Annotated in this window: 25 protein-coding genes; 8 read left to right on the top strand and 17 right to left on the bottom strand. The window is 72.2% G+C overall.

The window, feature by feature from the left end:
- Window positions 1-51 precede the first annotated feature (51 nt).
- Window positions 52-933, top strand: coding sequence for a YegS/Rv2252/BmrU family lipid kinase (locus IM697_RS24835; RefSeq protein WP_194038315.1), 882 nt, complete (start codon window positions 52-54; stop codon window positions 931-933).
- Between the two features lie 9 nt (window positions 934-942).
- On the opposite strand, the gene IM697_RS24830 is transcribed toward IM697_RS24835, so the two are convergent.
- Window positions 943-1,308 carry a helix-turn-helix transcriptional regulator gene (locus IM697_RS24830; protein ID WP_194038314.1) on the bottom strand — a complete coding sequence of 122 codons (366 nt, stop codon included), beginning with the start codon at window positions 1,306-1,308 and terminating at the stop codon, window positions 943-945.
- A 128-nt stretch (window positions 1,309-1,436) separates the two neighbouring features.
- Between IM697_RS24830 and IM697_RS24825 the strand changes: the two genes are divergently transcribed.
- The 3 genes from IM697_RS24825 to IM697_RS24815 all read left to right on the top strand — a co-directional run bounded on the left by IM697_RS24825 (window position 1,437) and on the right by IM697_RS24815 (window position 4,735).
- Entirely contained in the window at window positions 1,437-2,117 is a 681-nt protein-coding gene (locus tag IM697_RS24825; RefSeq protein ID WP_194038313.1) for an ANTAR domain-containing protein, read from the top strand.
- Between the two features lie 28 nt (window positions 2,118-2,145).
- Window positions 2,146-2,598 carry a flavodoxin family protein gene (locus IM697_RS24820; RefSeq protein WP_194038312.1) on the top strand — a complete coding sequence of 151 codons (453 nt, stop codon included), beginning with the start codon at window positions 2,146-2,148 and terminating at the stop codon, window positions 2,596-2,598.
- 205 nt (window positions 2,599-2,803) lie between these two features.
- On the top strand, window positions 2,804-4,735 hold the full coding sequence (locus IM697_RS24815) for a DUF1996 domain-containing protein (protein ID WP_194049854.1): 1,932 nt from the start codon (window positions 2,804-2,806) through the stop codon (window positions 4,733-4,735).
- 119 nt (window positions 4,736-4,854) lie between these two features.
- Here IM697_RS24815 and IM697_RS24810 read toward each other — a convergent pair whose 3' ends face one another.
- The 3 genes from IM697_RS24810 to IM697_RS24800 all read right to left on the bottom strand — a co-directional run bounded on the left by IM697_RS24810 (window position 4,855) and on the right by IM697_RS24800 (window position 7,169).
- Window positions 4,855-5,604 (bottom strand): SDR family NAD(P)-dependent oxidoreductase, encoded by a 750-nt coding sequence (locus IM697_RS24810; protein WP_194038311.1) that lies wholly within the window; start codon window positions 5,602-5,604, stop codon window positions 4,855-4,857.
- A 104-nt stretch (window positions 5,605-5,708) separates the two neighbouring features.
- A complete protein-coding gene (locus IM697_RS24805; RefSeq protein WP_194038310.1) occupies window positions 5,709-6,470 on the bottom strand; it encodes a YqjF family protein in 762 nt (253 codons plus the stop codon).
- A gap of 48 nt (window positions 6,471-6,518) precedes the next feature.
- Entirely contained in the window at window positions 6,519-7,169 is a 651-nt protein-coding gene (locus IM697_RS24800) for a TetR/AcrR family transcriptional regulator (RefSeq protein WP_194038309.1), read from the bottom strand.
- 58 nt (window positions 7,170-7,227) lie between these two features.
- Here IM697_RS24800 and IM697_RS24795 point away from each other — a divergent pair, with 58 nt between their 5' ends.
- Window positions 7,228-7,914: a class II aldolase/adducin family protein gene (locus IM697_RS24795; RefSeq protein WP_194038308.1), complete on the top strand. Its 687-nt coding sequence runs from the start codon at window positions 7,228-7,230 to the stop codon at window positions 7,912-7,914.
- On the top strand, window positions 7,911-8,840 hold the full coding sequence (locus IM697_RS24790; protein WP_194038307.1) for a carbohydrate kinase family protein: 930 nt from the start codon (window positions 7,911-7,913) through the stop codon (window positions 8,838-8,840). Before IM697_RS24795 ends, IM697_RS24790 begins: the two co-directional genes overlap by 4 nt.
- 111 nt (window positions 8,841-8,951) lie before the next feature.
- On the opposite strand, the gene IM697_RS24785 is transcribed toward IM697_RS24790, so the two are convergent.
- Complete coding sequence (locus IM697_RS24785) at window positions 8,952-9,650, bottom strand: DUF4232 domain-containing protein (protein WP_194038306.1); 699 nt, start codon at window positions 9,648-9,650, stop codon at window positions 8,952-8,954.
- A gap of 214 nt (window positions 9,651-9,864) precedes the next feature.
- Between IM697_RS24785 and IM697_RS24780 the strand changes: the two genes are divergently transcribed.
- Window positions 9,865-11,226, top strand: coding sequence for a transcriptional regulator (locus IM697_RS24780; RefSeq protein ID WP_194038305.1), 1,362 nt, complete (start codon window positions 9,865-9,867; stop codon window positions 11,224-11,226).
- Between the two features lie 40 nt (window positions 11,227-11,266).
- On the opposite strand, the gene IM697_RS24775 is transcribed toward IM697_RS24780, so the two are convergent.
- The 11 genes from IM697_RS24775 to IM697_RS24725 form a co-directional block, all read right to left on the bottom strand.
- Entirely contained in the window at window positions 11,267-11,686 is a 420-nt protein-coding gene (locus IM697_RS24775; RefSeq protein WP_194038304.1) for a TOBE domain-containing protein, read from the bottom strand.
- Between the two features lie 94 nt (window positions 11,687-11,780).
- Complete coding sequence (locus IM697_RS24770; RefSeq protein ID WP_228044163.1) at window positions 11,781-12,896, bottom strand: ABC transporter ATP-binding protein; 1,116 nt, start codon at window positions 12,894-12,896, stop codon at window positions 11,781-11,783.
- Window positions 12,893-13,777, bottom strand: a complete 885-nt coding sequence (modB, locus tag IM697_RS24765; RefSeq protein ID WP_194038302.1) for a molybdate ABC transporter permease subunit — start codon at window positions 13,775-13,777, stop codon at window positions 12,893-12,895. The genes IM697_RS24770 and modB overlap by 4 nt, the downstream gene beginning before the upstream one ends.
- On the bottom strand, window positions 13,774-14,586 hold the full coding sequence (modA, locus tag IM697_RS24760) for a molybdate ABC transporter substrate-binding protein (RefSeq protein WP_194038301.1): 813 nt from the start codon (window positions 14,584-14,586) through the stop codon (window positions 13,774-13,776). Before modA ends, modB begins: the two co-directional genes overlap by 4 nt.
- A 162-nt stretch (window positions 14,587-14,748) precedes the next feature.
- Window positions 14,749-15,144 carry a TOBE domain-containing protein gene (locus IM697_RS24755; protein WP_194038300.1) on the bottom strand — a complete coding sequence of 132 codons (396 nt, stop codon included), beginning with the start codon at window positions 15,142-15,144 and terminating at the stop codon, window positions 14,749-14,751.
- A 248-nt stretch (window positions 15,145-15,392) separates the two neighbouring features.
- Window positions 15,393-15,557: a hypothetical protein gene (locus IM697_RS24750; RefSeq protein ID WP_194038299.1), complete on the bottom strand. Its 165-nt coding sequence runs from the start codon at window positions 15,555-15,557 to the stop codon at window positions 15,393-15,395.
- Window positions 15,558-15,961: 404 nt separating this feature from the next.
- On the bottom strand, window positions 15,962-16,630 hold the full coding sequence (locus tag IM697_RS24745; protein WP_194038298.1) for a DsbA family protein: 669 nt from the start codon (window positions 16,628-16,630) through the stop codon (window positions 15,962-15,964).
- A complete protein-coding gene (locus tag IM697_RS24740; protein WP_194038297.1) occupies window positions 16,627-18,678 on the bottom strand; it encodes a bifunctional copper resistance protein CopD/cytochrome c oxidase assembly protein in 2,052 nt (683 codons plus the stop codon). The genes IM697_RS24745 and IM697_RS24740 overlap by 4 nt, the downstream gene beginning before the upstream one ends.
- Window positions 18,668-19,255: a copper resistance CopC family protein gene (locus IM697_RS24735; protein WP_194038296.1), complete on the bottom strand. Its 588-nt coding sequence runs from the start codon at window positions 19,253-19,255 to the stop codon at window positions 18,668-18,670. Before IM697_RS24735 ends, IM697_RS24740 begins: the two co-directional genes overlap by 11 nt.
- Before the next feature lie 90 nt (window positions 19,256-19,345).
- Entirely contained in the window at window positions 19,346-20,020 is a 675-nt protein-coding gene (locus IM697_RS24730; protein WP_194038295.1) for a hypothetical protein, read from the bottom strand.
- A 389-nt stretch (window positions 20,021-20,409) separates the two neighbouring features.
- A complete protein-coding gene (locus IM697_RS24725; RefSeq protein WP_194038294.1) occupies window positions 20,410-21,876 on the bottom strand; it encodes a phosphatase PAP2 family protein in 1,467 nt (488 codons plus the stop codon).
- Window positions 21,877-22,016: 140 nt separating this feature from the next.
- Here IM697_RS24725 and IM697_RS24720 point away from each other — a divergent pair, with 140 nt between their 5' ends.
- Window positions 22,017-22,604: a DUF2238 domain-containing protein gene (locus IM697_RS24720; protein WP_194038293.1), complete on the top strand. Its 588-nt coding sequence runs from the start codon at window positions 22,017-22,019 to the stop codon at window positions 22,602-22,604.
- 17 nt (window positions 22,605-22,621) lie between these two features.
- Here the strand turns inward: IM697_RS24720 and IM697_RS24715 are convergent, their stop codons facing one another.
- On the bottom strand, window positions 22,622-24,463 hold the full coding sequence (locus tag IM697_RS24715; RefSeq protein WP_194038292.1) for a glycoside hydrolase family 15 protein: 1,842 nt from the start codon (window positions 24,461-24,463) through the stop codon (window positions 22,622-22,624).
- Window positions 24,464-24,874: the final 411 nt, after the last annotated feature.

The following is a 24,874-nucleotide window of genomic DNA, read 5'->3' as shown; positions in this document are numbered from 1 at the left end:
CCCTCACCCTCCTCCGGCAGCGCCCCTCCCGTCGGCCCGAAAGGCACACCGATGAGACAGTTCACCGCCATCGTCAACCCCACGGCGGGCGGATCCGCCGCAGCCGCCGCGCTGCTGGACGTGGCCCGGCCGCTGCGGGAGGCCGGGGCCGACCTGGAGACCCAGTACAGCCGCAGCCTCGCCCACGCCCAGGAACTGGCGCGGGACGCCGGAGCGCGGGGCCGGGTGGTGCTCGCCGTCGGCGGCGACGGCATGGCCGGCGGCGTCGGCGGCGCCCTCAGCGGCACCGACGCCCTGCTGGGCCTGGTCCCGGCCGGACGCGGCAACGACTTCGCCCGGGCGCTCGACCTGCCCACCGACCCGGCGGCGCTCGCCGTGGCGCTGCTGAACCACGAGCCCCGCGAGGTCGACATCATCGAGGTCGAGTCGGCCGTCCACCAGCGCACGGTGGCCCTCGGCAGCGTCTACGCCGGCGTCGACGCGCTGGCCAACCGCCACGCCAACAACGCCACCCTGCTGCGCGGCGCCGCTTCCTACTACGCGGGCGGCCTGCGCGCCGTCACCACCTGGCGCGCCGCTCGCTACCGGGTCACCGTCGACGGCCAGGAACACCTGCACACCGGCTACACGGTCGTCGCCGCCAACTCCGGCTACTACGGATCGGGCCGGCTCATCGCGCCCGACGCCCGCGTGGACGACGGCCTGCTGGAAGTCGTGATGATCCGGGAGGCACCGCGCCGGCTGTTCTTCGCCCTGATGAACGAGCTCAAGACCGGAGCCCATGTCCGCCGCCCCGAGGTGCGGATCCTGCGCGGCAAGGAGATACGGATCGCGGCCGACCGCGAGGTGCCCTACGGCGCCGACGGCGAGGTCGAGGCCATCCTGCCGGTCACGGTCAGAGTCCTGCCGGGAGCGCTGCGCGTACTGTGCTGAGCGGACCGCTCATCCGCCGTCCACCGGCGTCCACTGGCGTGCGGGGCTGAACTGCTCCGGCGTGATGCCACGATCAGCCTCGTCCTTGAGGAGCAGCGAGAGCAGTGCGGCCACCGGCAGCCCGGATTCCGCGGGGTGGCGCAGCACCTTGCCCGGCTCGATCCGGTAGGTGTTGGAACGTCCCTCGCGGACGTGGGAGAGATAGCCGTCCCGCTCCAGATCGGAAATGATCTTCTGCACGGCCCGTTCAGTGAGGCGGCAGCGGGCCGCGATGTGCCGGATACGGATGTTCGGGTTGTCGGCGATCGCCGCCAGCACACGCGCGTGGTTGGTCAGGAATGTCCACCCGGTGTGTGACTCAGGGACTCCATCCATGGGCCAATGATACGTCTGGGCGTTCACGTATACAAAAACACGCACGAGATTTCATGTATCAGTTGACGTGTTCGGCTGTTCGGGTCAGTCTTGTAGCGAGACGGGGAGCACTTGAGGGAGAGGCGGTCATGCCGGAGCTCACGTCCCAAGCGCAGCGTCTGACCACCGCGCTTCACCTCGACGGCAAGCGGGTCCGCGTGGAAGTGTGCGGAGAGCTCGATCTCGACACCGGTGAGCGGCTGCGCAACTGCCTGCACAAAGCCCTGAGCGACTCGGTCCAAGGGGTCGAGCTGGATCTGAGCGGCGTGTCCTTCTGCGACTGCGACGCTCTCGACATCCTGCTCAGCCTGCGCCAACGAGCGCTGAAGCAGGGCAAGACGGTGGTCGTCCGCATCAGCGGCGGGGCAGTCGACCGGCTGGTGACGGTGACCGACCCACGGGCGATGTTCGCCGATTCCGGGGCTGACGGACAGGACACGGCAGCCAGGCACACCCAGGACGCGGAGGCATCCGTGGAACGCGACGAGGACCTGCGGACCGAGATCGCCCAACTGCGGCGGGCCATGCACACCCGGCCGACCATCGACCTGGCCCGGGGCATTCTGATGGCGTCCTTCGGCCTGGATTCCGAGGACGCCTGGGCGGTGCTGGTCGCGGTCTCGCAGAACACCAACACCAAACTGCACAGTCTCGCCGGATCCCTGGTGGCCGCGGTCAAGGGCGATCCGTTGCCCGAAGGGGTACGCGAACAACTGTCGGCCGCGGTCGCCAAGGTCGACTCGACGGCCGGAACGCCGCAGTTGCGCTGATCGGCGGCACGGCGGCAGGGTGCGGGGTGTGCCTACCTTGCTGATCGTTCACCACACCCCCTCACCCAACTGCCAGGCCCTGCTCGAAGCGGTCGTCTCCGGCGCCACCGCGCCCGAGATCGAGAACGTCGAGGTCGTGCGGCGACCGGCGCTGTCCGCCACGGCGTCCGATGTGCTGGACGCCGACGGCTACCTCCTGGGCACCCCGGCGAACCTCGGCTACATCTCGGGCGCCCTGAAGCATTTCCTCGACCAGATCTACTATCCGTGCCTGGACGCGACCCGGGGCCGCCCCTTCGGCTACTACGTGCACGGCGGCAGCGATGTGACCGGGGCCGTGCGGGCGGTCGACTCCATCACGACGGGCCTGGCCTGGCGCCGAGCCGTGCAGCCCGTGACGGTGACGGGCGAGCCCGCCAAGGCCGACATCGAGGCCTGCTGGGAGCTGGGGGCGACACTCGCCGCCGGGCTGATGGACTGAGCGGGGCTCGGACGAAGAGCCGGTGCTCATAAGAAAGTTCTGTGAATTCGCGAGGCGTTTGAACACCACGGGGTCGGCCTCCGTATGGGACCGGGGGATTTTCATGCCCTGACCGACCACGAGGCGTAGGAGTACTTCCTTGGGACGCAGCACGCGAAGACGCCCAACGGGCGCACGGCGCGCGACCTTTGCAGCGGTCGCGCTGATGTTGGGCGGCGGCGGCCTGGTTGCGGCCAACGTCTATGCCTCGGCGACCGAGGACGACGGAGCGGACCCCGCCCGGACACTGTCCTCCCCGGCCGGCACGATCGACTGCCCCGATGTCGGCAGCAAGCTGACGGATGTGCCGGAGGGGGCGAAGGAGGACGTCGCGAAGGAACTCGCGCTCCTCGACCAGCAGATCGCCGACGCCTACCAGCGGTTGCAGAAGTCGGCCCAGGCGATCCAGCAGGACGCGGGCTTCGCCGACAACGCGATCATGAATCCGCTGAAGGACAAGCGCGGCGCCACCATCGAGCGCATCGCCATCGCGGTCGACCGCGTGGGGGAGCGGCCCGAGGGCCTGGACTCCCTGGCCGCCTGCACGCTGCGCGCGGCCGACAGCGGCAACGGCGACCAGGTGAACGGCGCCGACGGAGCTCAGGACAACGGCGGCGACCAGGGTGACCAACAGCAGGGCGACGACGGCCAGAACGGCAACGGCGGCCAGGCCGGCAACGGGCCTGTCGCCGCGGACTACGTGGACATCAAGTCCGTACAGCCGAACGTGCCCAGCCCGGCCCTGACGTCGGACGCCTCCCGCGGCACCTTCGCCAGCAGCTGCGGAGTCAACGAGAACGGCCTGTTCAACTCCGACAACATCATCGTCGCCCCCGGCGTCTCCAACGGCGCCCACCACTTCCACGACTACATCGGCAACCAGTCCAACGACGCCTTCGCGAGCGACGAGGACCTGGCGAACGCCGAGACCAGCTGTGTCGACCAGGGCGACAAGTCCACGTACTACTGGCCCGTGATCCGTCTTCAGAACGGGACGCAGGAGCAGGACGCCAACTCGCCCGGCGGCGGCATCGAGGGCAACGCCGGCGAGATCGTCACCCCCAAGGAGGTGACGCTGACGTTCGTGGGCAACCCGCGCGCCAAGGTCGTGGCGATGCCGCGGCTGCTGCGCATCATCACCGGTGACGCCAAGGCGTTCGTCAACGGCACCGCCAACGCCAACGCCTCCTGGAGCTGCACCGGCTTCGAGGACCGGCAGCTGAAGGACAAGTACCCGCTGTGCCCGCAGGGCAGTGACGTGGTGCGCACCTTCAGGTTCCAGAGCTGCTGGGACGGACAGAACATCGACAGCGCCAACCACCGCGCGCACGTGGCGTTCGCCGCGGCGGACGGCAGCTGCGGCAACGGCTTCAAGGCCATTCCCCAGCTGGTGCAGCGGATCGTGTACGACGTCGACGCGCCGAGCCTGCAGGACGGCGGCCGTACGACGCCGCTGTTCGCGGTGGACACGTTCCCCGAGCAGCTGCACAAGCCGGTCACCGACCACGGCGACTTCATCAACGTCTTCGACGAGGACCTGATGGGCGAGATGGTCGACTGCATCAACGAGGGCCGCAAGTGCGGCGTGGGTGCTGACGACGGCGGTGACCCGGGCCAGGAGGAGCCGACCGAGGCTCCCACCACTGCGCCGGCCGACGAGGACAAGCCGGACCCGGGCAACGGAGGGGACGAGCAGACGGAGCCGCCGGCCGAGGACGAGCCCGCGACCGAGGAGCCGGCCACCGAGGCACCCGCGACCGAGGAGCCCGACAAGGAGGCGCCCGCCGCCGACCCGGCCGAGGACGACAAGCCGACCGTGTCGAGCACCGTGGCGCCCAAGGCCTACGGAACGCCGTCGGCCACCGCCCGGGCCGAGGGCGGCTCCGGCGACGACGACGCGAACGCGGGCGGTGCCGCGGAGCAGACCCAGCCGGGCGCGGCCGGCGACGACTCCGACGCCGGCTCCGGCACGCAGCCGCAGGCCGTCGGCGGCGATCTCGCCGAGACCGGCACCTCGCTGTGGCCGGCCGCGGCCGGTGCCGTCCTGCTGACGGGGGGCTTCCTGCTGCTGATGCGCACCAGGCGCCGCGCCGAGTGACATGACGGCCGGCAACGGCGTCTGACGCCGGGACCGTCCAGCGGGGCCCGGACCGGTCGCCTCCGGTCCGGGCCCCGCGCGTGCGCGGGGCGAGGCGGCAGGCGGTGACCCGCGGCGTACTAGTCCACGATGGCGCCGCAGGAGATGTTCACGTCCGTCGAGGTGAGCGTGCGGGCCTTGTCGGAGGCGACGAACGCGGCCACGTTGCCGACGTCGGCGAGCGTCGCACCACGGCCGAGCTGCGTCGCCTCGACCAGGCTGTCCACGATGGCCGCCCTGCCGGGGAAGCCCTCGGGCAGGGTCTCCGGCACGCCGCCGGACTTCAGGGTCACCACGCGGATGCCGTGCGGGCCCAGCTCGATCGCCCACTGCCGGCGCAGCCCCTCCAGCGCGTCCAGCGCGATCTTGAAGCCGCCGAGCCCGGGCAGCGTCTGCGGGCCACCGCCGCCGAAGGCGAGGATCACTCCCGTGCCGCGCCCGATCATGTGCCGGGCCGCCGCCCGGGTCGTCAGGAACTGCGACCGCATCGCGGTCACGATGGGCTGCAGAAAGTCCGCCTCCGAGATCTCCATCAACGGTTTCTGGACATCTCCGTAGCCGATCGCGTTGAACGACACGTCGATCCGCCCCGCCCGAGCGACGACGCCGTCGACGAAGGCGTCCACCGCCGCCTCCTCCCGCGGGTCGACCACGGCGGTCTCCACCGTCCCGCCCGCGGCCCGGATGTCCTCGGCGAGCTCGTCCAGCGGTGCCGCGCGGCGCCCGGCGAGGACGACCCGCGCCCCCTCGCGGGCGAAGGCGCGCGCCGCCGCCCCGCCGATGGGGCCGCTCGCGCCGTACACCACCGCGACCTTGTCCTTGAGCAACATGATCGGTCTCCGTCTTGTCCGACTGTCGGCGGGCCGCGGAGGCGGCCCCGACTCTCATCCGATACGTCGGCGCCGAGCCGCGGAATTCGACACGCGCGGGTGGGTCACGGAGTGGGGATGCCCGCGGGCCGCGCCGGACGGCCCAGGCGGACCGGCACGCCGGGGGAGTACAGGACGCTGACCGGGTCCGTGTCCGGGGCGGGCAGTCCGGCCGCGGTGAGGAGGTTCTCCTCGCAGGTGAGCAGTTCGGCGCGGTACAGCAGCCACCGGGGGTGGTGGTTGGGCAGGTACGCCAGCGGCTCGGGCCCGCCGAAGAAGGCGTTGTGCATGCCCCAGCGGGCGGTCAGGAAGTGCTCCAGCCCGGTCGGCTCCTCGACGGGCTCACCGGTGCGCACGGTGATGCGGCTCGACGCGCCGCGCGGGCCGGGCCAGCGACGCGCACTGGTGTAGGTCACGGTGTCGCCCGCCGATCGGACGGTCATCCGCGACCACAGATACGGCAGCCGGAAGCCGACCCGTCCCATCACGACCGGGATCAGCCGTGCGGCGTCCATCGACCGGAACACGACGCCGCGCCGCCCGTGCCCGTCCACGGAGTACAGGCGCACGTTGGTCTCGGGGAAGGTCCCGAGATACGGCACCCCGGGCAGCCGCAGCCAGCCGACCCGATGCATCCGGAACGCGACCAGCCCGACGTACGTCATGCCGTCGTGCGTGTCCGGAACCGTGCCCCTGGGCAACAGCCCGGCCACGACGTCCGGTTCGACGGCCCAGTGGATGAAGGCGAGGTCGAGCCACTCCTGGGTGAGGAGCGGCGTGCGTATGTGGGCGGGGGCGTCCGGGGTGACGGGAGTGGGATTCGGCACCGGGCCAGCATGGCAGAGCCCGGATCCGCCCAGGCGCGCAGCCACGGGTCATCGGTAGCGCGCGGCGATGCCGGTGAGGTATCCGCGCAGCATCAGCTTGGCCTCGTCGAGGAGGTCCGGATCGCCCTCGGGAGCACGGCGGAACGCCTCCTGGGCGAGGGCGTCGGCGGCGAGGACCGCGGCGTGGCAGGCGCGGGCGAGTGCCTCGTCGTCGCGGGCGAGGCCGAGGGCCAGCAGGATGCGCCGGATGCCGTCGGCCATACGGCGCTTGTGCTCGCGGTCCGCCGCACGGGTCTGCTCGGTGAGGCTGCTGCCGAACCACAGGGCCCGGAAGCCGTGTTCGGTGCGGTAGATCGCGGCGTACGCGTCGATGAGCACCCCGACCGGGTCGTCCCACCGCTGCGCCGACGCCGAGTCCACCAGGTCGTCCATGGCGGCCTCCAGCCGGGCGAAGTAGCCGGCCGCGAGGGCGTCGATGACGGCGTCCCGGTCGGGCAGGTACTGGTACAGCGAACCGACCGAGACCTTGGCCTCCGCCGCGATGCGGGTCGTCGTCAGGGCCTGCACGCCCTCGCGGACCAGGACGCGTTCCGCGGCCTCAAGGACCCGGGCGAGGCGCGCTTTGCTGCGCGCCTGCTGAGGGGTGCGGCGCAGGGGGACCTGCCAGGTGCCGCCGGGCTCCGGGGTCGGGTCGCCCATGTGGCGGCCTCCGAATCTGAACGTGACTTTGTTTCACGTTTAGGCTAGCGTCGCGCACATGACAGGCTCAAGCTCGGTGCTGGGTCCGCAGCGCGCCGCCGTGGCCGAGGCGTGCCGGCGGCTGGGGGCGGAGCGGCTGCTCATCGGCACGGCCGGCAACGTCAGCGTGCGGGTGGACGACCGTGTCGCCATCACGGCGACCGGGGCGGTGCTCGCCGAACTCACGCCGGACCAGGTGACCGTGGTCGACCTCGACGGGAACATCGTGGCCGGGACGCTGGAGCCCACCTCCGAACTCGACCTGCACCTGGGCGTATACCGCCGCTACGGCACCGGCGCGGTCGTCCACACCCACGCGCCGATGGCGACCGCGCTGGCCTGCGTGCTCGACGAACTGCCCTGCATCCACTACCAGTTGCTCACCCTCGGCGGCACGGTCCGCGTCGCCCCGTACGCCACCTTCGGCACACCGGAACTCGCCGAGTCCGTCCTGACCGCGTTGGAGGGCCGCAGCGCCGCGCTGATGGCCAGCCATGGCGCGCTCACCCATGCCCCGACACTGGACAAGGCCGTCGAGCACGCCCTGCTGCTGGAGTGGGCGTGCGGCGTCTACCAGCACGCGGCCGCCCTCGGCACGCCCCGCGTCCTCGACGAACAGCAGCAACTCGCGGTGATCGAGGCCGCGCTCGCCCGGAACTACGGCACCACCCACCCCGTACCACCCGTGCAGGAGGGAAACCGATGAAGGTCGTCACGCTGGGCGTGCATGTGCTGGACGTGCTGGTACGGCCGGTCGAGGCCATACCCGAGGGGCAGGGCGCCACCCTGGTGGAGGACATCAGGATGACCGCCGCCGGCACGGCCGGCGGAACCGCGCTCACCCTCGCCAAGCTCGGGGCCTCGGTACAGAGCGCCGGGGCCATCGGCACCGACCCCACCGGAGACATGCTGGTCCAACTCCTGCGTGCGGCCGGCATCGACACCCGGCACCTCGTCCGCCGCACCGACACCCCCACCTCCGCGAGCGTCCTGCCCATCCGCCCCAACGGCGACCGCCCCTCCCTCCACCTCCTCGGCGCCAACATCACCTACGGCCCCGACGACGTGCCCTGGGACGCGATCGCCGAAGCCACCCACCTCCACCTCGGCGGCCCCGAACTGATCGGCGTCGACACCGCCACGCGCATCCTGTCGCACGCCAAGGAGCACGGCACGGTCACCTCGGTTGACCTCCTCGCCCCCGGCGCGCTCGGCAGCTTCGAGCAGCTCGAACCGGCGCTGCCCTACGTCGACCACATGCTGCCCAACGAGGACCAGGTCCTCGGCTTCACCGGCGAACAGGACCTGGCCGCGGGCGCGCGGAAACTCCTCGCCGCCGGAGCCGGCCTGGTGGCGGTCACCCGGGGCGGCGACGGCGCGCTGCTGGTGACCCCCGACGGCACCGAGAAGGTGCCCGCCTTCGCGATCGACGTCGTGGACACCACCGGCTGCGGCGACGCGTTCTCGGCCGGTTTCGTACGCGGTACGGGCCTGGGCCGCACCCCGTACGACGCCGCCGTCCTCGGCAGCGCGGCCGCCGCCCTGGTGGCGCAGGGCCTCGGCAGCGACCACGGGGACTTCGACCTCGCGGGCGCCGACGCCTTCGCGGCGACGAACAAGCCGCGCGCCTGATCCGGGCACGCCCCACGGTTCATCGGTGAGCGGACCGACACGGCGGCCGGCTCCGGCGCGGTGGCGTCGCGCGTCAAGAGCCTGGCCGCGGTGCCCCATGCTGGTGGGAATTCAGCTGAGGGCGGTTTCCATGTCCGTCTGCCAGTAGGTCACGCTCAGCGCGCTGTCGTAGTGGACGCCCTCGGCCGGCAGGGAGGGCGTGGCCGCCGGGCCGCCGTCGCTGTTCGGGGTCCTGCCCTGGAAGCCGACCGTGAGCTTGCGGCCGGTGTCCGCGCCCGTGCCGCTGCCGTCGGCCGCGGAGAGCAGGACACCCGCGTAACCGGAGGCGCCCGGCTCCAGCATCGTCACGGCCTGCGGCCGGGTGTCCTCGATCGCCTGCGGCACCCACTGCATCTCGTCGAAGCGGAGCACCGGGTAGTACAACAGGGCACACCGCTTCGAACCGGTGTTGGTCACGGTGAGCAGCAGGTGGTTGAGCGGGCGGGAGACCGGCTGCGCCTCGGTCCTGGTGTTGGAGCCGTTGCAGATGGTCAGATCCGCCGGGGCGCCTCCGCCTCCCGCGCCCTTCTGCGCCGACTCGCCCGGCTCGGTGGACCGGGCCGACGACTGCTCCGCTCCGGCGTTCTGGCCCGTCTGCCGAGACGACTGGTCCTGCGTCTGCTTCGACACGTCCTTGGTCGCGCTCGGCGAACCCGACTGCGCGGCGCCCTCGTCGCGGGTGCCGGAGCCGTTCTCGCAGGCGGTGAGGGCGAGGGCGGTCAGGGCGGCGCCGGTGGCGGCGAGGAGGCGGGCGTGGCGGAAGGTGCGCATGGCTGATTCCTTGTCCGTGCAATGGGTTTGGGCGCATCCGCTCGACCGGTTTCCGGCAGCGGCGTGCTTGGATGACCAGAGCTTGATCCGGTTTCCGTCCCGGCCGCCACACCCGGCGGGCGATCAGGAACACTGGAACGGCGGGAACGGTTCTGACCTGGAGAAACGTCCGTCCCCTGGAACGGGGGAACGGGACATGGGGGATGGAGGAACGGTGTCGGAAGGCACTGCGGCGGCCGACTTCGCGGCGCTTCTGCGGCAGTTGAAGGACCGCTCGGGGCTCAGCTACGGCGTCCTCGGCAAGCGACTGCACATGAGCACGTCGACGCTGCACCGGTACTGCAACGGGGATGCCGTCCCCACCGACTACGCGCCCGTGGAGCGGCTGGCGCGGCTGTGCAAGGCCGCGCCGGAGGAGCTGGTGGAGCTGCATCGGCGGTGGGTGCTGGCGGATGCGTTGCGGGGGAGGAAGGGGGCGGGGGAGGCGGCCGCTTCGGCTTCCCAGGATGCCGGGGCGGCCGGGCAGGGGGACGCGGATGCCGGGGCGGCCGGGCAGGGGGACGCCCAAGTCCCCTCCGAGGAGACGGCGGTCGGGCCCGGTGCACCGGTGGCCGAGTTCGCGCCCGCCGATACTCCGGGCCCCGCCCGGCCCACCATCCCCGCCGGACGTCCCCGGCGTCTTCGCCGCCGTACCGCCGTCCTGGCCGGTGTCGGCGTGGCCGTCGTGCTCGGCGCCGTCGCCCTGGCGTTGACTCTGCCTTCGGGTGGACATCAGGGCGACGACGGCCGCGGCAGCCCCGTCGGGGCCGCCGCCTCCAAGGACGCCTCGGCTCAGCCGACGAAGGACGGGCCCCGCACGTCGGCATCCCCCTCGAAGAACGCCGAGCCCGGCGGCCCCGACTCCCCGTCGCCCTCCGCCACTGCGACGAAGAGCGCGCCCGGCGCCGGAGCGGGCTCCGCCGACCGGCCGGACGCCAAGCCTCCACTGACCGTGAACACCCGTCCCTACAGCTGGGAGGGCCCGTGCTCCCAGCACTACCTCGTGGACCGGCCCGCGACGGAGGTCGGCCCGCCCCCGGTGGAGCAGGACGCGCCGGCCTGGGTCGGGGCGTACAAGGCGGTGTCGGCGGGGCAGCAGTTGGTGACGCTGACCGTTCAAGGGACGGGGCGGGAGACGGTGGTCCTCGACAGCCTGAAGGTCCGGGTGGTCGCCAGGGACACGCCCCTGGCCTGGAACGACTACGTGATGGGCGTCGGCTGCGGCGGCGATGTGCCGACCCGGCCCTTCAGCGTGGCGCTCGACGGAGCGCGGCCCACGGTCGTGGCCGGGGCCGGGCAGCGGGACTTCCCGCTCAAGGTGAGCGAGTCCGATCCGGAGGTCCTGAAGATCACGGCCGACGCCTCGGCGTACGACGTGAGCTGGTATCTGGAGCTGGCCTGGTCCAGCGGCGACCGGCACGGCACGCTCGTCGTCAAGGACAACGGGAAGCCGTTCCGGACCAGCGGCAACAACGGGCGTCCGGCATACGAGTTCCCACTCGGCGGCCAGAAGTGGCTGGAGTCGGCAGAGGGATGAGAGAGGGGGCCCGGGAGGGCCTCGTGCAGTTCCCTCGGCCTCATCCGGTGGCGAGCGAGACCTCGGTCGACTTGAACAGGACGGTGACGGCGGACCCCGCCGCGAGGCCGAGCTCGCCGACCGCGTCCTTGGTGATCGCGGCCGTCACCTCACCGCCGTCGACCGAGACCCGCACCGAGGCCATCGCGGCCCCCGCCGCGACCTCGAGCACGGTGCCGGGCAGCCGGTTGCGGATGGACAGCCCCTCAACCGGGCCGGTGGCCAGCGCGACCTCCGTGGCCTTGACCAGGGCGCGCACGGTGGAGCCCGCGGCGAGGCCCAGGTCCCTGACGGCGTCCAGGGTGATGGCGGCGGTGACGTCCTGGCCGCCGTCGAGGCGGATCCTGACCGTCGCCATGGCCTCCCCCGCAGTGACGGAGGTGACGGTGCCGGGGATCTGGTTGCGGATGCTCAGGCTCATGGTCGTACGCCTCACAGAATGTGCGATGTGCCCCCTTTGGGGGTGCTGGGAGGCTCACCGTAGCCCGGTGAAGTCCGCACCTGCCGGAACCTCGTCACGCGGGGTAGGCGTGTGTCTGGGCCGCCTTGACCGACGCCCAGACTGTGGCTCCGGGGCGCAGGTCGAGTTCGGCGGCGGCGATGGTGGTGAGGTCGGCGGCCAGGGGCAGTTCGCCGGTGAGGTCGGCGCGGATCTGGTCGCCGTGCGTCTCCAGACCGACCACCTCCAAGCGCCACAGGTTGCGGGCGCTGGATCCGGTGGGTCGCTCCCGGTGCAGGGTGACCGCGCCGGGCGGGAAGGCGACGAAGACCGGGCCGGCGAGATCCTCCGTGGTCGTGATCGCGGGGCCGCCGTCGACGCGGACCGTGTGCCCCTCGGCCTCGCCCCGGTAGAGGTTGAGGCCGACCAGGTGCGCGATGTAGTCGGTGCGCGGATGGCGGGCGATGTCGGACGGCGTGCCCTCCTGGACGACGTGGCCGTCCTCGACGACGACCAGCCGGTCGGCCAGGACCATCGCGTCCAGCGGATCGTGCGTGACGAGTACGGCGACCGCCTCGAAGTCCGCCAGATGACGGCGCAACTGGGCGCGGACGTCGAGCCGGGTCCGGGCGTCGAGCGCGGCGAGCGGCTCGTCGAGCAGTAGCAGGCGCGGATGGGTGGCCAGCGCACGGGCGAGGGCCACGCGCTGCGCCTGACCACCGGACAGCCCGCGCGGCTTGCTCCCGGCGTGCCCGGCCAGACCCATGCGCCCCAGCCACTCGGCGGCCTGGGCGCGGGCCTGCGCCTTGGTGGCGCCGTGACAGCGCGGCCCGAAGGCGACGTTGTCCAGCGCGGACAGGTGCGGGAAGAGCAAGTAGTCCTGGAAGACGACCCCGACGGGGCGGGACTCCGGCCGGGTACGGTCCAACTCCGCGCCGTCCAGCCGCAGATGACCGCCGGACATCGGGACGAGACCGGCGAGGGCCCGCAGGGCGGTCGTCTTGCCCGCCCCGTTCGGGCCGAGCAGCGCGACCACGTCACCGGGCGCCGCCCTGAGCGCCACGTCGAGGCGGAACGAAGCGCGCTCGACGACCAGGCGCGCGTCGAGCCCGCTCCCTGGCGGTGGTGCGGAGGCCCCGAGGGCCGCTCCCGCCGCTCCCGCGGCTCCCGTGGTCTTGTCGAGGTCGGTCATGAGGCGGTCATCCATCGGTCACGCAACCCCGCCAGCACCGCGATCGACACGGCGAGCAGCACCAGGCTGAGCGCGATCGCCGCCTCCGGGTCGTTCTGGAGGGCGAGGTAGACGGCGAGGGGCATGGTCTGGGTACGGCCCGGGAAGTTGCCGGCGAAAGTGATCGTCGCACCGAACTCGCCGAGCGCCCGGGCCCAGGCGAGGACGGCGCCGGCCGCGATGCCGGGGGCGATCAGCGGCAGGGTGACCCGGCGGAACGCGGTGAAGCGGGAGGCGCCCAGGGTCGTGGCGGCCTCCTCGTAGCGCGGATCGGCGGCGCGCAGGGTGCCCTCCACGCTGATGACGAGGAAGGGCATCGCCACGAACGCCTCCGCCACCACCACGCCCGCCGTGGTGAACGGCAGCGTGAGCCCGAACCAGTCGTCCAGCCACCTGCCCACGACGCCGTTGCGGCCCAGCGCCATCAGCAGCGCCACACCCCCGACCACCGGCGGCAGCACGAGCGGCAGTGTGACGAGGGCCCGTACGAGACCACGCCCCGGGAACTCCACCCGGGCCAGCAGCCAGGCCAGCGGCACCCCGATCACCAGGCTCACCGCGGTCGCCGCCGTCGCGCACACCAGGGACAGCCGCAGCGCCTCCCACACCTCGGAGCTGGTCAGCAGGTCGGGCATGCTGCGCCACGGGGCCCGGATCAGCAGGGCGACGAGCGGCAGAACGAGGAAGGCCAGACCGATCAGCGCGGGCAGCAGCAGGGGCAGCGGGGCACCGCCGCGCCCACGCGGGCCGGTACGGTCGCTGCGGAAGCGGACGCGGCCGCGCCGCGGGCCACCGGTGAGGGTGTCCGTGGCGTCGGCTCTGCCCGGGGACGAGGAGGTCACGGCTTCAGGAACCCTGACTCGGCCAGGACCTGCCGGCCCTCGGCGGACCTCACCAGCGACACGAACGCCTTGGCCGCCCCGGCGTTCTGGGACTCCTTGAGCACGGTGATCGGGTAGTCGTTGACGGCGTCGGCCGACTCGGGGAACTCCACGCCCGCCACCTTGTCACCCGCCGCCTGCACGTCGGTCCGGTACACGACCGCCGCGTCGGCCTCCTTCAGCACCACCTTGTTCAGCGCGGACTTGACGTCCTCCTCGTAGGAGACCGGCGTCAGCTTCAACCCGCTCGCGTCGAGGGCCTTCTGGGCGGCGGCACCGCACGGCACCGTCCTGTCGCACAGCACGACCTTCAGACCCGAGTCGGTGAGGTCCTTCAGGGAAGCGATCTTGCCGGGGTTGCCCGGCAGGGTCGCGATCTCCAGCCGGTTGCGGACGAAGGTGACCGGCGTGCCCGAGGCGGCCCCCGCATCGGTGACGACCTTCATGGTCCTGGGGCTGGCCGAGGCGAAGACGTCGGCGGGCGCACCGCCGGTGATGCCCGCCGCGAGGGCGTCGCTGCCGCCGAAGCTCAAGGTCACCTCGGTGCCCGGGTGCTCCTTCTCGAACACCTTGCCCAGCTTCGTGAAGCTCTCCTTCAGCGAGGCCGCCGCGAAGACGGTCACCTGCCCGGACAGCCCGCCCGAGGCGGAGCCCGAGTCAGTGGCGGACTCCGAGCCGGAGGGCGAGCAGGCGCTCAGACCCAGCAGAGCGGCGGCGCCCGCGCCGGTCACCTTCATCATCCGGCGGGTCCGACGCACGGAACGGGTCATGGCCAGTCCACTCCCTCTGGTAGGTGCACATGCGCCGATGATACTGCCGCAGATGCGAGGAGAAAGTCTCTTGTCGCATCGCATGAGCCGGACCATTTGTGTACTGGCATGGCATGTGCGTTTGTACCAGCGGGGTGCGAGCGGAGGCGGAGCCCTCACCGCTCACACGCGGTCGATGTGCACGTTCGTCGACTTCACCCGGGCCGTGGCCTCCATGCCCACCTCAAGCCCCAGCTCCTCCACGGCCTCCCGCGTCAGCAGCGACACCAGCCGGTGCGGCCCGGCCTGGATCTCCACCTGGGCCGCCACGTCGCCCAGCTTGATCGCGGTGACGATGCCGGGAAAGGCGTTGCGCACCGAGGTGTAGGAGGTGTCCTCGTCGCCGCCCCCGCTCTTCGCGAGTTCGACGGAGAAGGCGGCCAGGTCCTTGCCGTCGATGAGCCGCCTGCCGCCCTCGTCCCGGTGGGTCGCCACCCGCCCCGCGTCCGCCCACCGCCGCGCGGTGTCCGGACTGACGCCGAGCAGCCGTGCGGCCTGGCCGATCGTGTATGCCTGCATGCAGGCCAAGATAGGTCAGCGGCGGGGGCTTGAAGTGCCGGAGGGCGCACTGCACGGCCGAGCGCACCCCGGCCCGCCCGCTCGGCTGACCGAGCTGTGGTCGGGACGAGGCGCGCGGCGGCGAACCAGGACGTCGATGAGGGCGGTGGCGACGGGGGAGGGGAGGTCGGGGTGGCACAGGAGGGGGTTGGCCACGCCGATGGTCGTCGTCACCTCGGGCGTTCCCCGGCGCGCCCCTGCCGGCCCCGTCACCGCACCGAGGCCCGAGCCGGAGCGTTCCGTACCGGCGCGCAGGCGGGGGAGGAGGTCGGCCGACGGAAGGAGGCGGACGGGTGCCGGGCGTCGAGGGCGGAGAGCGCCGGCAGGGGAACGCCGCCCAACACCATCAGGGCGTCGATCGCGCCCTCGTCCATCGCCCGTGCCGCCTGCGGCAGCAGCAGTCGACGGACCCGGACATCGGCGCCCGGGGGGCAGGCCCGCCGCGCGCAGCAGGCGCTCGCCCGGCAACTGCCGCACCTTGATCTTGTGCTCGGCGGCGACGCCCCTACATGGCAGGACCGCCGACGATCGCGGTCCGGCGCGCCGAGCAGGCACGGTGTTACGTGAGCAAGAGGAACTCCTTGCTGGTGAGAGCGGGCGGGCCGAAGCCGCCGCCAGGATGAGGGATGGACCGGGATATGGGTGTCCCGCAGCCGTGACCCGGCGCAGGGGGTCTGTCGTTCTCCGCCTGGAGCCGAGGACCAGGCCGAGGGCTGCCGCGCGGGCGCGGAAGACGCGGGCCTGGTCGATGAGGTAGCGCACGGCGCGTCCTCCTGCGTCAGTCGGACAGCCGGGCGTCGATGAGCGCCTTGAACGCCTCGTAGGAGGCCGGGGTGTCGACCTTGGCTCCGTCGACGAAGAAGGTCGGCGTCCCCTGGACACCGAGGCCGAGGCCGTCGCGCTGGTCGTCCTGGACGCGCCCCGCGACCTCCGGGTCGGCGAGAGCGGCGTCGAACTTGCCCATGTCCAGGCCGAGTTGCTTCGCGTAGCCGCGGAAGACGTCCTGCTTCCACTCCTGCGACTCGCCCCACTCCCGCTGGGTGGTGAAGAGCTTGTCGTACATCTCCTCGAACTTGCCCTGCTGGGCGGCGGCTTCGGCGGCGCGAGCGGCGAGTTCGCCGTTGCGGTGACCCGGCATGGGGAAGTAGCGGGCGACGAAGGTGACCCTGTCGCCGTACTCCTCGCGCAGCTTCTCCACGACCGGGTGGAACGCACCGCACCCCTCGCACTCGAAGTCGAGGAACTCGACGATGGTCAGTTCGCTCTTCTTCGGGGTGTTGAGGCGGTGGCTGTCGTCGCGCAGGACCTTCGCCTCGGCGACCGGCTGTACGTTCAGGCCGCCGTTGCCGCGATCATCCGGCTTGAGGAGCAGGTAGGAGCCGATCGCGGCGGCGAATCCGGCCACGAGGACCGCGACGGCGAACAGTTGCTTCTTTATCTTGCTCATGATTCCTCGGTGGGGGTGGGCCTGGCCGACTGGCCGGGGTGTCGGTCGCGGGCGTGCAGGCTCGCGAGGTAGGCGTTGTAGGCGGCGAGGGGGTCGTTGTCGTCGCCGCGTTCGATCTGCCGGTCGATGCGGCGGGCCTCGCGCTGGTCGGAGCGGATCCACTGGATCGCCAGGATGATCGTGGTGATCAGGACCGGGATGTCTCCGGTGGCCCAGGCGATCGCGCCCGCGTTGTACTGGTCGTCCAACGCCTCGGCGACCCAGGGACGGTCGAGCAGGGACCACCAGCCCTCGCCGATCAGCGCGGTGGAGCTCATCAGCGAGATGCTGAACCAGGAGTGGAACGGCATCGTCAGGATGAGCACGAACAGCCGCCCGAGGTGAGGCGGGCGGCGCGGGCCGGGATCGATTCCGATGATCACCCAGAAGAACACCAGCCCGACGGCCAGGAAGTGCACCAGCATGAACATATGGCCCAGGTGGCTGCGCATCAGCTGCTCGAACAGCGACGTGTAGTAGACGACGAAGGCGCTGCCGATGAACAGCACGCTCGCCACCACCGGGTTCGAGATCACCCTCACATAGCGGCTGTGCAGCAGCTTCATCAGCATCTCGCGCGGACCGTCCGGCTCGCCCTTCGGCGCGGCAGGCAGGGCGCGCAGCGCGAGGGTGGCCGGGGCACCGAGCACCAGCAGGATCGGCACGGTCATCGCGAGGATCATGTGCTGGCCCATGTGCACGCTGAACAGCACCTTGCCGTAGACCGCGAGCCCGCTCATGGTCGCCAGGACGGTCACCGCCAGGCCCAGCAGCCACGCAATCGTTCGGCCGACAGGCCACTTGTCACCACGGGCGCGCAGCTTCCGGACACCTGCCAGGTACAGCAGCGCAGCCGTGGCGGTACCGAAGCCGAACAGCGGGTCGAAGTGCCATTGCGTGAACAGCGGCGTCCACGGGAAGTCGCCGAGTGGCGGCGGCATCGGGAAACCCAGCAGTTCCTCGGTGGGCGACAGGGAAGCGTCCTCGGCGCCGGGTGCCGGAGTGCGCGACAGGCCCACGGCGAGCCCCGTCGCCACCGCCATGAGCAGCAGTTCACCGACCGCAAGCCGTACGAACGCGCCCCGCCTGCCGTCGGCGAGGGCCGGCAGGGTGCGGCGGCGGTGCCAGAAGCCGAGGGCGCCGAGCAGGACCAGCGCCACCGCTTTGCCGACGACCATCAGCCCGTACCGGCTGGCGAACACATCGCCCGGGGACGGGAGTCGGACGGCGGTGTTGACAAGGCCGCTGGCCGCGACCGCGAGCAGCGCCCCGGCGGTGAGCGGGCTGAAGCGCCGGGCCGCGTCCGCCGCCCGCTCCTCGCGGCGCGCGGCGACGACCAGGACGAAGACCAGCCCGCCGACCCACACGGCGACGCCGACCAGATGCAGGGCCAAGCTGGTGACCGCGGCGTCGTGGTTGCCCGCGGCCGAGGAGTGCCCGGTGGAGGCGGATGACACCAGCCCGGCCAGGGCGAGCAGGAGCAAGAGGCGGGCCCAGCGGGCGGTGCCGACGCCCACGCACAGTGTGGCGATCACCCCCGCGGTGGCGGCCATCAGGGCGTAGGAACGGCCCTGGGCATCGGTGCTGACGAAGTCCGCCACGATGGTCGGCGAGAGGATCTCCGCCACCGGCTGGGCGAACAGATCGGACAGGGTGAACACCAGTGCGGCCGCCGATGCCACGGCCCAGAGCGCCGCCGCGGCGCCGGCCCAGGTGAGATAGCGCAGTTGCGTCGCGGTGAGCTTCCGGCCACCGGGCAGGAGAACGACCACGAGCAGCAGGGCGCCCACGGTGGCGACGGCGGCGGTGTCCATGAGGGTCCGGACCACCGGCAGACCCCAGTTGGTCACCGCACCGGCATCCTCGATGCCGGGGATCGAGGTCGCAGCACCACCGCCCGCCCATACGGCGGCCACGGTCACGACGACGGCCGCGAACGCCCCGCAGGCGAGGACCACGGACAACCGGGGCAGCCCCGTCACCCGGGTCGGCTTGGCCTCAGTCGCCATCGCGGGCCTGCCTGCGTCGGCGGACCAGGACGCCCCCGATGACCCCGGCCACGGCCAGCGCGCCGGCCGCCGCCAGCACCGGCGTCCCGGACCCGGAGGACTTGTCGTCCGCCTCCTGAGCCTTGAGCGCCGGAGCCTCAGGGGAAGCGGCGGCTTCCTTCGCCGGTGCCGCCGGGGAGGTGGCCGTCGCCTTGACCGTGAAGGTGTACGAGCCGGAGACAGGGTGCCCGTCCTGGGACACGACCCGGTAGCCGACGGTGTAACGGCCGGCAGCGGAGCCGCTGGTGAGCGCGAGAGTGACGGTCTCGCCGTCGGCCTGCGGCGCACCGTCAGCGACGGATGCTCCGTCCGGACCGGTGACGGCGACCTTGGCGTACTTCTGGGTCATCGGATCGCTGAAGGCCAGCGTGAGGCGCGGAGGCAGCCCGGCGAGCGCGGCGTTCGCGCCGGGGCTGCTGCTTTCGAGTCCGGTGTGGGCCGCGGCCTGCGGGACGGCGACGGCCAGGGCCGTCAGGGCGGCGGGTACGACGAGGACGCGTGCCGCCGTGTGGGCGGCACGCCGGTCGATGACAGGCATGGTGAGGGGCTCTCAGTCATCCCCCCGGCCGCGTGTGCGTCCGGGGCGGGCGGGACCGGCCCGCGGGATCCGGTCCTCGCGCCACGCCCGTCAGGGCAGGCGGGGACCGCCGATCGGCAGGGGCCGGGAAAGGGCGAGCGGACTGACCGCGCCCCGTGGCGGAGCCCGGCCCCCGTACAGCCGCACCAGCACGGTCGACCTCAGCCGCGGTGCGTTCTCCCGGACGGTGGTCTGCGGACCCGTGCCGTGGGAGCGGCCGAGCAGCGGCCACACGAACAGCAGCAGTCGGCGTACGGCGGCCAGCAGCGGCCTGCCCTGCCACAGCAGACGCTCCGTGATGCCCAGCAGTCGCGACGCGAGCAGCAGTGTGACCAGGTGCCCGGCCAGCAGTACACCGGGCGGCGGTCCGGCGACCGCGTCGTGCTCGATCAGCCAGGTCGGACCGCCGGGTCGACCGCCCTGTGCCGCGACGGCGGCGCAGGCTCCGGGCAGCGCATAGGCGGCGTGGTAGGCGAGTTGCGCCACCGCGAGAGCGACGAGCAGCTGGGTGTCGGTAAGCCGCCGTCGCGTCAGGACGGCCGCACCGGGTACGGCCACCAGAGCCATCGCCATCACGACGGCCCACCGCGGTGTGTGTCCCCGAGAGAGCACGTGCCCGGCCAGCGGCAGCAGCACGCACAACAACGCCAGCACGCCCGCGCGCATCCCACGCAGCACGCCGTACGCCGGGGAGGCGGCGGAGCGGGGCGGTTCGAGCGGTCGCATGACGGTGCGGCTTTCGGGCTGTCAAAAGGTCCGGTGGGCGATCAAGTCGCGGGACACCAGGGGCGGAGGCCGTATCGCATGGCAGCGTACCCGCCGCCCAGCACAGGGCTCACCGCCGGGGCCCGCGAGGCGACGCGGTGCGGCGTGCTGCCCCGCGGCACCGTGGGACGGCACCGGGACTGGGAGTGGACACGGTGCTCGGCGGCCTGCAGCGTGCCGGGGCCGCTGCTGCGCACCCTGACCACGTATGTCGACAGCGGCCGCGCCAACACCGTCACTGCCGGTGACTCGGGCTTAGCGTACGGCCCCGAGCAGCGCGACGCCCTGCAGACCGCCCCCTCGGAGCACGCCTTCTCAATTGGCCACGTCTGCCCTTTTCATCAGCGGCGTTACGCCGGGCTCAGGGCGGCGTGTTCCCTGGCTCTGGCGTCCAGGGGTGGACGGGTGACCCACCAGCAGATCGCCGTCCAGGCCCCGGCCAGGAGGAGGGAGGCCAGCACATCGCTCAGGTAGTGGGCGCCGGCGTACAGTCGCTCGGCGGCCACGGCGGCGGTGAGGAGCACGGACATGCCCACCGCGGTCAGCCGCCATCGGGTGCTCCCGGTCGCGCGGAAGACGATGATCGCCGCACAGGCGGTCAGCGTGAGAGTGGCGGTCACATGCCCGGAGGGGAAGCTCGCTGTGGGCGGCAGCTCGGGGTGGAGCTGCGCCACGTCGGGCCGGGTGCGGTTCACCAGGATCGAGGTGACCAGGAACACCGTGACCTGGCCGATCAGTGCCAGCGTGAGAAGGGCCATGGGGCGCCAGCTGCGCGTGACGGCCACGGCGAGCGGCCCGATGACCGCCACGCCGGCGGCGATCCCGGATCCGCCGCCCAGGAAGCGCAGTCCTTCGGCGACATCGCTCAGCCACGGTGTGCGCGCGTCAGCCAGGTCCTGGGCCACCGCCCGGTCCCAGCTCGGTGGGACAGACCCGGCTCCCATGCCTTCGACCAGCAGCCCCAGGCCGTAGATCGACCCGACGATCAGGATCCAGGCCACGAGCAGCTCGGCCGCGGCGACGACCGGGCGCCCCAGGGCGGGAGCGTGTCGCTCGGGCACGGGGCGCAGCTCGCGGGCGGCACCCAGGACCGGCAGCGGGTCCGGGACGCGGGAGCGCTCACCCGTACCGCCGCCGGGGGCGGGCGGCAGTCGGTGGCCCAGCAGGTGATCGCTGGGCCAGTGCCGGAAGGCCACGGCCGTGACAGTCAGCCAGACGGCGCCCAGCAGCCAGCCGGCGACGACGTCGCTGAGGTAGTGCACCCCGAGGGCGATCCGGGTGAATCCGACCAGGGCGACGACCGTCGCGGCTCCCGCCGTGAAGACCCGGCGCTGAGTGCGGGTCATCGCAGGCAGGAAGACCAGCAGCAGCACGCCGTAGGCCACCAGCGAGCTGAGGGCGTGGCCGCTGGGGAAGCTCAGCCCGGAAGGTGCGGCCAAGGGTTCTGCGACCACCGGACGCAGGCGGCCCACCAGGATCTTGACCACCGAGATGAGGGCCCAGGCGCCCAGCGAGGCCACCGCCGCGTACAGGGCGGCCCGTACCTGGCGGCGCAGCAGCAGCCATGCCACTCCCACGCTCATCAGCCAGGCCAGCATCGGGCTCCCGCCCAGGTCGGTGGCGATTCGCAGAGCGCGGACCACCACCTCGTGGCCCGCCACGGCGTCGTTGAGCCCGTCGGCCACCGCCTGATCGGCTCGGCGCAGCGGGCTCCATTCGCCGCGCACCAGAAAGAGCAGGAGCACGAACGCCGTCACGGTCAGCAGCAGGAGCGGGCCGGCCGCCGCACGGGGCCATCGCATCCGCTCGCCGCGCATCCGGCGCCCTCCCGCCGAGTCGCTCGCTGATCACCCGGGTCCCCAGCAGGACGATCTATATCCCTGAACCACATGACATAGAGCGACATTCTGGAAGTATCAACCCTGACGCTGCTGCAGGAACGAGGAGGCACTCATTCGTGGTGGCGACTGCCCGCTCCCGGGCACTGCGCATCACCGCCGACGGCGTGCGGCTCCTGGCGCTCGCCAGCGCCGTGGCTGTGGGCATTGCTTCCCGGGAGGGCACCCTGCTTCTGGCCCTGCTGTTCCTGGCCCTGCTCGTGCCCCGTGTCGCGCGGCTCCCGGCCCTTCTCGATCTGCTGGTGTGCGCCAGTCTGACCTGGGCGACATGGTCGGAGGTGTGGCACTGGTACCGCGTCGTCGGCTGGTACGACACCGTGGTCCACTTCGTGACACCGGGTGCGGTCGCTGCTGCCTCGCACCTGTTGCTGTCCCGCTACCGGCTGCTGCCCTCACCCGATGACGTGGGCCTGCGCCGCGCCGCCGTCCCCCTGACCACGACTGCCGTGGGCGCCGCCGTCGCGTGCCTGTGGGAGATGTACGAGTGGCTGGCCGTGGAGGTCTTCGACGAACCGATTCGCGTCGGGTACCAGGACACGGTGATCGATCTTGCCGCGGGGATGGGCGGTTCCCTCACCGCGGGGCTGCTGCTGGCCTGGTGTGCGGCTCGAGGATACCGCGCCGGCACGGCGGGACCTGGTCCGTGAGACGCGGCAGGCTGACGTCACCGTCTGTTCGGCCGTGGGTGGGTGAGTTCGGTGGGCGGGCGCTGGTCCGCGCCGGGACGGGCGGTCTTCGTCGGAGCACCACTCAGGAAGCGCGCGGTGTTGACCAGGCCGACGAGGCTGAACGCCTGGGGGGTGTTGCCCAACTGGCGGCGGGCCTGGGGGTCGTACTGCTCGCTGAGCAGTCCGACGTCGTTGCGCAGGGTCAGCAGGTGCTCGAAGAGTGCGTGTGCCTCGGCTCGTCGCCCGATGCCGTGGAGTGCGTCGGCGAGCCAGAACGTGCAGGCCAGGAAGGCGCCTTCGGTTCCGGGCAGGGCGTCGACGCCGCCGTCGGACCCGGGGCGGTAGCGCAGGAGCAGGCCGTCCTCGCACAGTTCGCGCGCCACGGCGTCGACGGTGCCGTGTATCCGTGAGTCGTGCCAGGGCAGGAATCCGACCCTGGGCAGGAGCAGCAGCGCGGCGTCGAGTCCGCGCGAGCCGTAGAACTGGGTGAAGGTGTTGCGCTCGGTGTCGTATCCCTTGGCGCACACTTCGGTGTGGATGCGGTCGCGCAGGGCGCGCCAGCGGTCCACCGGTCCGGTGAGGCCGTGTCGCCGCACGGTGTCCACGGCCCGGTCGGCGGCGACCCAGGCCATGACCTTGGAGTGCACGAAGTGACGTGGTCGGCCGCGGACCTCCCACAGGCCGCTGTCCGGCTCCTGCCAGCGGCTCTCCAGGTGGTCCAGCAGACGCCGCTGGAGGTCCCAGGCGGTGTCGTGCGGGGTGAGCCCGGTGTCTCGGGCCAGGTGCAGCGTGTCGAGCGCCGCTCCCCAGACGTCCAGTTGGAACTGGTCTGCGGCGGCGTTGCCGATCCGTACCGGGGCGGAGTTCTCGTAGCCGGACAGCCAGTCGAGGCTGTGCTCGGGCAGCCGGCGTGCGCCGTCCACGGCGTACATGATCTGCAGCTTTCCCGGGTCTCCGGCGACGGCACGCAGCAGCCACTCACGCCAGGCCGCTGCCTCCTCGACGTAGCCGGTGCCGAGCAGGGCTTGCAGGGTGAAGGCGGCGTCCCGCAGCCAGCAGTAGCGGTAGTCCCAGTTGCGTACGCCGCCGATCTTCTCAGGCAGGGAGGTGGTGGCCGCGGCCAGGACCCCTCCGGTGGGCGCGTAGGTGAGCGCTTTGAGCAGCACCAGGGAGCGCCGTACCGCTTGCGGCCACCTGCCCTCGTACCGGCAGCGGGACATCCACGATGTCCAGAACGCCTCCGTGTCCGCGAGCGCCTTCTCGGCGTCCACGGGCTGCGGGCGGGGCAGGTGGGAGGGGGAGTGTGTCAGTACGAAAGGGATGCGCTGACCGGCACGTACGGTGAACTCGGCGACGGTCGTCAGGTCCTCGCCGTGGGTCTCGACGGGGGTGTGCAGCCACAGCGCGTCGGGTCCGGCGACGGCGGCCAGGTCCGGTTCGTCGCGCCGTACCCAGGGCGCCAAGTGGCCGTAGTCGAGCCGCAGCCGCAGTTCCATGCGCATGGTGACGTGGCCGGACAGGCCCTCGACCATGCGTACGACGTCGGCCGCTTCGCCTCGCAATGGCATGCAGTCCACTACGCGCACTTCGCCCTCGGCGGTGCGCCATCGGCTTTCCAGGATCAGGCTGTCCCCGCGGTAGCGGCGGTGGGCAGCAGGGCCGCCGGAGGCCGGGGCCAGCAGCCACCGTCCTGCCTCCTCGTTGTGGAGCAGGGCCGCGAAGCACGCGGGCGAGTCGAACCGGGGCAGGCACAACCAGTCGATGGAGCCGTCGCGTCCCACCAGCGCGGCGGTCTGCAGATCACCCAGCAGGGCGTAGTCCTCGATGACTGCGGCCATGGGCCCCCTCCTGAACGGCACGACATCGTCTCGGGCCGAGTGCCCGACGCGGCACGCCCCACACGGTCCGGTCAGCACCACCGGGCGTCGTCCGCCTCTCGGTCAGGGGTGCTCTCCCGGCCTGACCGCGCTGACCTCGAAGACGTCTGCGCACACCGGTCGACCCGGGCGGGTACACCCGGCCCTCTCGCTCGGCGGGCTCGCCGACGCACTTGCCGGCGGCGTCCAGCAGGGTGACGCGATACCGGTTGCCCGCGCCCGCCGAGAGGCGCCCCACCGAGAGGCTGAGACGGTCCCGTGTGCACCGTACGGGCGATGCGTCGGGCGTCGGCTCGGACCGGGCTGACCCGATGGTGCCCGTCGGGGCCGGCGATTCCCGGTCTCCAGGATCGGCGGAGCCACCCGTGCAGG

It is taken from the genome of Streptomyces ferrugineus (genome assembly GCF_015160855.1).
Taxonomy (GTDB): Bacteria; Actinomycetota; Actinomycetes; order Streptomycetales; family Streptomycetaceae; genus Streptomyces; species Streptomyces ferrugineus.
Note: the sequence above shows the minus strand (reverse complement) of the source record. Positions and strands in the feature narration are given on the sequence as shown.

Coding starts and splice junctions, on each gene's coding strand:
- IM697_RS24715 (WP_194038292.1), bottom strand. CDS start 24,463: ATGGCCGCAGTCATCGAGGACTACGCCCTGCTGGGTGATCTGCAGACC.
- IM697_RS24835 (WP_194038315.1), top strand. CDS start 52: ATGAGACAGTTCACCGCCATCGTCAACCCCACGGCGGGCGGATCCGCC.
- IM697_RS24775 (WP_194038304.1), bottom strand. CDS start 11,686: ATGAGCCTGAGCATCCGCAACCAGATCCCCGGCACCGTCACCTCCGTC.
- IM697_RS24745 (WP_194038298.1), bottom strand. CDS start 16,630: ATGAGCAAGATAAAGAAGCAACTGTTCGCCGTCGCGGTCCTCGTGGCC.
- IM697_RS24815 (WP_194049854.1), top strand. CDS start 2,804: ATGTTGGGCGGCGGCGGCCTGGTTGCGGCCAACGTCTATGCCTCGGCG.
- IM697_RS24770 (WP_228044163.1), bottom strand. CDS start 12,896: ATGACCGACCTCGACAAGACCACGGGAGCCGCGGGAGCGGCGGGAGCG.
- IM697_RS24755 (WP_194038300.1), bottom strand. CDS start 15,144: ATGCAGGCATACACGATCGGCCAGGCCGCACGGCTGCTCGGCGTCAGT.
- IM697_RS24750 (WP_194038299.1), bottom strand. CDS start 15,557: ATGGACGAGGGCGCGATCGACGCCCTGATGGTGTTGGGCGGCGTTCCC.
- IM697_RS24810 (WP_194038311.1), bottom strand. CDS start 5,604: ATGTTGCTCAAGGACAAGGTCGCGGTGGTGTACGGCGCGAGCGGCCCC.
- IM697_RS24730 (WP_194038295.1), bottom strand. CDS start 20,020: ATGCGACCGCTCGAACCGCCCCGCTCCGCCGCCTCCCCGGCGTACGGC.
- IM697_RS24825 (WP_194038313.1), top strand. CDS start 1,437: ATGCCGGAGCTCACGTCCCAAGCGCAGCGTCTGACCACCGCGCTTCAC.
- IM697_RS24795 (WP_194038308.1), top strand. CDS start 7,228: ATGACAGGCTCAAGCTCGGTGCTGGGTCCGCAGCGCGCCGCCGTGGCC.
- IM697_RS24725 (WP_194038294.1), bottom strand. CDS start 21,876: ATGCGCGGCGAGCGGATGCGATGGCCCCGTGCGGCGGCCGGCCCGCTC.
- IM697_RS24740 (WP_194038297.1), bottom strand. CDS start 18,678: ATGGCGACTGAGGCCAAGCCGACCCGGGTGACGGGGCTGCCCCGGTTG.
- IM697_RS24830 (WP_194038314.1), bottom strand. CDS start 1,308: ATGGATGGAGTCCCTGAGTCACACACCGGGTGGACATTCCTGACCAAC.
- modA (WP_194038301.1), bottom strand. CDS start 14,586: ATGACCCGTTCCGTGCGTCGGACCCGCCGGATGATGAAGGTGACCGGC.
- IM697_RS24785 (WP_194038306.1), bottom strand. CDS start 9,650: ATGCGCACCTTCCGCCACGCCCGCCTCCTCGCCGCCACCGGCGCCGCC.
- IM697_RS24735 (WP_194038296.1), bottom strand. CDS start 19,255: ATGCCTGTCATCGACCGGCGTGCCGCCCACACGGCGGCACGCGTCCTC.
- IM697_RS24790 (WP_194038307.1), top strand. CDS start 7,911: ATGAAGGTCGTCACGCTGGGCGTGCATGTGCTGGACGTGCTGGTACGG.
- IM697_RS24800 (WP_194038309.1), bottom strand. CDS start 7,169: ATGGGCGACCCGACCCCGGAGCCCGGCGGCACCTGGCAGGTCCCCCTG.